The 3,809-nt window shown below is 46.1% G+C and carries 5 protein-coding genes; all 5 read left to right on the top strand.

All coding sequences use genetic code 11. The annotated features are described in order from the left end of the window. A partial coding sequence (locus ACWVCM_RS15020; RefSeq protein ID WP_455202578.1) for a YfbK domain-containing protein occupies window positions 1-765 on the top strand: 765 nt, incomplete at its 5' end. Window positions 766-832: 67 nt separating this feature from the next. Beyond that, window positions 833-1,456: a sigma-70 family RNA polymerase sigma factor gene (locus ACWVCM_RS15015; RefSeq protein ID WP_455202577.1), complete on the top strand. Its 624-nt coding sequence runs from the start codon at window positions 833-835 to the stop codon at window positions 1,454-1,456. A gap of 18 nt (window positions 1,457-1,474) precedes the next feature. Then, a complete protein-coding gene (locus tag ACWVCM_RS15010) occupies window positions 1,475-2,578 on the top strand; it encodes a hypothetical protein (protein WP_455202576.1) in 1,104 nt (367 codons plus the stop codon). A gap of 83 nt (window positions 2,579-2,661) precedes the next feature. After that, window positions 2,662-2,994, top strand: coding sequence for a TraR/DksA family transcriptional regulator (locus ACWVCM_RS15005; protein ID WP_455202575.1), 333 nt, complete (start codon window positions 2,662-2,664; stop codon window positions 2,992-2,994). Window positions 2,995-3,265: 271 nt separating this feature from the next. Next, window positions 3,266-3,712, top strand: a complete 447-nt coding sequence (locus ACWVCM_RS15000) for a hypothetical protein (RefSeq protein ID WP_455202574.1) — start codon at window positions 3,266-3,268, stop codon at window positions 3,710-3,712. The last annotated feature ends 97 nt before the right edge of the window (window positions 3,713-3,809 follow it).

Raw genomic sequence — 3,809 nt, 5'->3', positions numbered from 1 at the left:
GAAAAACGTAAAACCGGTATTTATCTCACCACACTGGGTTTTGGATCCGGTAACTACAACGACAAATTGATGGAGCAACTCGCTGACGTTGGTAATGGTAACTATGCCTACATTGACACCTTGATGGAAGCGCAAAAAGTGCTGGTAAATGAGGCGGGTTCCACACTCAACACCATTGCCAGGGATGTGAAAATCCAGATTGAATTCAATCCGGCGCTGGTTTCAGAATACCGCCTGATAGGTTATGAAAACCGGGCGCTGCGCCGTGAAGATTTCAATAATGACAAAGTCGATGCCGGTGAAATAGGTGCCGGTCATACAGTGACAGCAATTTACGAAATCGCCCTGACCGGAAAGGGTGGGCAGTTGACTGATCCTTTACGTTATCAATCGTCTGAAAAACACTCTGTGGATCAAAGCAGCCAGAGCAGCGAACTGGCTTTTCTACGATTGCGTTATAAAAAACCGGACAGTGACACAAGTATCCTGATGGAAATTCCGGTATCAAAAAATCAAATGATTGCGCAAATAAACCAGACCAGCCAGCGGTTTCAGTTTGCCGCCAGTGTGGCCGGATTTGGACAGCTGTTGCGAGGTGGGCGATACACACAGCAATATTCCTATAACGATATTGTTTCATTGGCGGTAACTGCCAAAGGCATTGATCGCTACGGCTATCGCAGTGAATTTGTTCGGCTGGTGGAACTGGCAAATACCTTATCAGGCAACGCGCAAGCAACAACAGTAGATAGAGCGTTTAACTAGTATCAAACAATCAACAAACAAGTGGGCTGTGTGAGAGCGCAGCCCGCGATACATTAGCAACAAGACTATGCAGACAGTTGTCAATCCTGGGAAAATGCGGCATGTTATGGGCGTGCCAAATGTTGACTATCAGGGTCTAACTAATGAAGAGCTCATGATGAGCTACAGTCGAGGTGACGCCCTTGCATTTGATGAGCTGTATCTTCGAAACAAGGGGCCCCTGTATCGGTATTTCCTGCGTCATACCAGCCAGGTGTCGATAGCAGAAGAGTTAACACACGAAGTTTGGCTGCGCGTGATTAACGCCCGGCAGCGCTATTTACCCAGCGCCAAATTTACCACTTATCTTTTTCAGATTGCACACAACTGCACTGTGGACCACTACCGTAAATTTTCCCGGATACAGCATGTCGATTGTGGTGATCAGATGATCGGGGATATGCCGGCAGCCGAAGCGGCAAATCCTGAAACACAGCTGGATCGAACCCAGGCTAAATTCCTGTTAACGGCACTTATCAAACAGTTGCCTGTTGAACAACGGGAAGTGTTTCTCCTGAAAGAAGAGGCAAGTCTTTCCATTGAAGACATAGCACTGGTGGTTGATGAAAATCCAGAGACTATAAAAAGCCGTTTGCGTTATGCGACGAAAAAACTGAAAGCAGGCCTTAAGGACATTTTAACAGGTGATTAAGTTTGCAAGGTAATAACTATGCAAGGTGATAGACGAGATACCAGCGACGAAACACTGTCTGAGCTATATTCCGAACTGAGCCAGGAGCAACCGTCTACAGCGTTGGATGAAAAAATTCTGGCCGAAGCGCACAAGGCGGTGGCGCCAAAACGAGCGGCTGGTCCTTTTTCAGCAAGCTGGGCAGTGCCGGCATCAATGGCCGCTGTTATTGTGCTAAGCGTCATTGTCGTGACAACTATTGAAAGAAAAGCCCCTGATGCAACTGCCAGTTTTCCAGGGCCAGCAATGACAGAAATTGGGAGTGTGCCAGACGGGCAAGCGACAGGTTCGGAAAGAGTAGAAGAAACGGCGCCATTTGCGGAACTTGAACATCAGGCGGCTGAACCGGTTATCGATAGTGACACCGTTGAAAATCAGACCAGGACCGCAGATGAACTTGCATCAGCGGAAGTTCCATCTCCAGGAAAGTCCGTTTCGAAGCGGGAAAAGAAGAAAGCGCCCGTCGCATTGGCCAAATCCGCACCTTTATCCAGAACCACTGATGAGCCCGCTGCGGTTGCAGAACAGGAGGCCACATTGCAGGCAATGGCAAAGGCGCCGCAAGGTCGGTTGTCAACCGAATCGCGGGAAGAAGATAAGGCGCTTGCAGATTCACTGCAACGCAAGCAGACCATAGCGTCTGCTGATCATGCGAGCTCACCCACAGAACTAGCGGCGAGTGAAATTCAATCCGGGGAATTAACACAGAACGCTCAGCCAAATCTGGCAAGGCAGGCTGTTAGACCATCGCCGGTTTACGCGCAGCCTCGGGCATCGTTAAGCCAGTCCCTGAAAGACGATCTCGATAAAAGCTGCGCAAATTTGTCAGAACTGGATTGTCTGAAATCGCCGATTTGTATACTGCAAAAGAATCAGAGAGATAGTACTTACCAATGTCGCGCTGCTGACAATAGTTGTGAATCAGGTTTTATGCAATCACTTCACCAGAAATCAGACTGTGAAGCGAAACAGGGGTGCAAATTTCTGCCAGCAAATTGTTATTGTGAACCAGAGAAGTTGTGCGCTTGTGCTGGTGGCACCCCCGCCATGTGTATGCCTGGTCAGCAAGATGGTTCGCGATAATGTTGAAATCGGCTTTGCCACTAATATCCCAGGCTGGACTAACTCTGCAAATAATCCTTTAATTCAGTATGGATGAAAATCAATTGACAGCATTTAAGAAACTTTTACAGGCACGAAGGCGCCAGTTGTTAGAGACTGCCAGTATCAGCGAAGATGCTGCTCAAACTGTTGAGCTGGATCAGACTCGCCAGGGTCGACTCAGTCGTATGGATGCGCTCCAGGGACAGGCCATGTCATTGGCGGCAAAGCAGCGTCGGGAACTTGAGTTAAAAAAAATTGAATCCGCACTGGCTCGAATCGAAGGTGGAGATTTTGGTTATTGTCAAATGTGTGGAGATGAAATCGCCGTAAAACGGCTGGAGTTTGATTTAACAGCGGAGCATTGCATCAACTGTGCGGAAAAGCTAGAGCGATAAGCTTGTCGTTAATCAATAGTATTGTTCGTGTAGCGGCTTGTTTTGTAGTCTTTTTTATCGTATCTGGTTTCAGGCTATAGAATTATTATAATAGTCTATTGTATTAATCGCTGACAAAATCTCTGTAGCGCAGGCGATACCGGTGAATTTGACTATTATCCAGGGGCTGATTATGCTGCCAATTCGCATTACAGGGTGATGGTTCAGCAAACAATGCGTTTAAAATCAATTTCAATGCAGGCTTACGAACTAAGGGGTAGAACAGGGAAGCATGGTCTCTGAAGAACATTGCGTTGTCTTATTATTAGAAAGCAACGATAGCGACGCAAATATTATTATCCAGAACTTTCAATTAGTTGATGTGCCACATGAGGTGCGGCGCGTGGCTGATAGTGAGGCAATGCTTGTTTATCTGGAAGAGTGTGTTAATAAAAGCAGCTCGGAAAATTATATTAAGCCACGCTTGATCATTCTTGGTATCGATGAATTCAACGATAATATAGTCAATCTACTGGAGTTTATTCAACAGAACAGCGAGCTAAAACGGGTACCCGTTTTGGTTTGTACCAGTACATTGAATGATAACGACAGTATCATTAGAGCTTATCAACTTAAAGCAAATAGCTATTTGGTAAAGCCCGAGGATAAAAATGAATTTTCTAACATTGCTCGGGAAGTTGGAAGTTACTGGTTGAAGTGGAATCAATTGCCGCCTTAATTTCCTGCCAGGTATTTACATGCAGGTACTGTTTATTCATCTTTGTTGTGGGGGAGTTTTAAGATGCATAAATTATTTCGAATATTCGCAGCCTTAT

The organism is Kaarinaea lacus (assembly GCF_975902315.1).
This window is presented reverse-complemented; position numbering and strand designations above follow the sequence as displayed.

Coding starts and splice junctions, on each gene's coding strand:
- ACWVCM_RS15015 (WP_455202577.1), top strand. CDS start 833: ATGCAGACAGTTGTCAATCCTGGGAAAATGCGGCATGTTATGGGCGTG.
- ACWVCM_RS15010 (WP_455202576.1), top strand. CDS start 1,475: ATGCAAGGTGATAGACGAGATACCAGCGACGAAACACTGTCTGAGCTA.
- ACWVCM_RS15000 (WP_455202574.1), top strand. CDS start 3,266: ATGGTCTCTGAAGAACATTGCGTTGTCTTATTATTAGAAAGCAACGAT.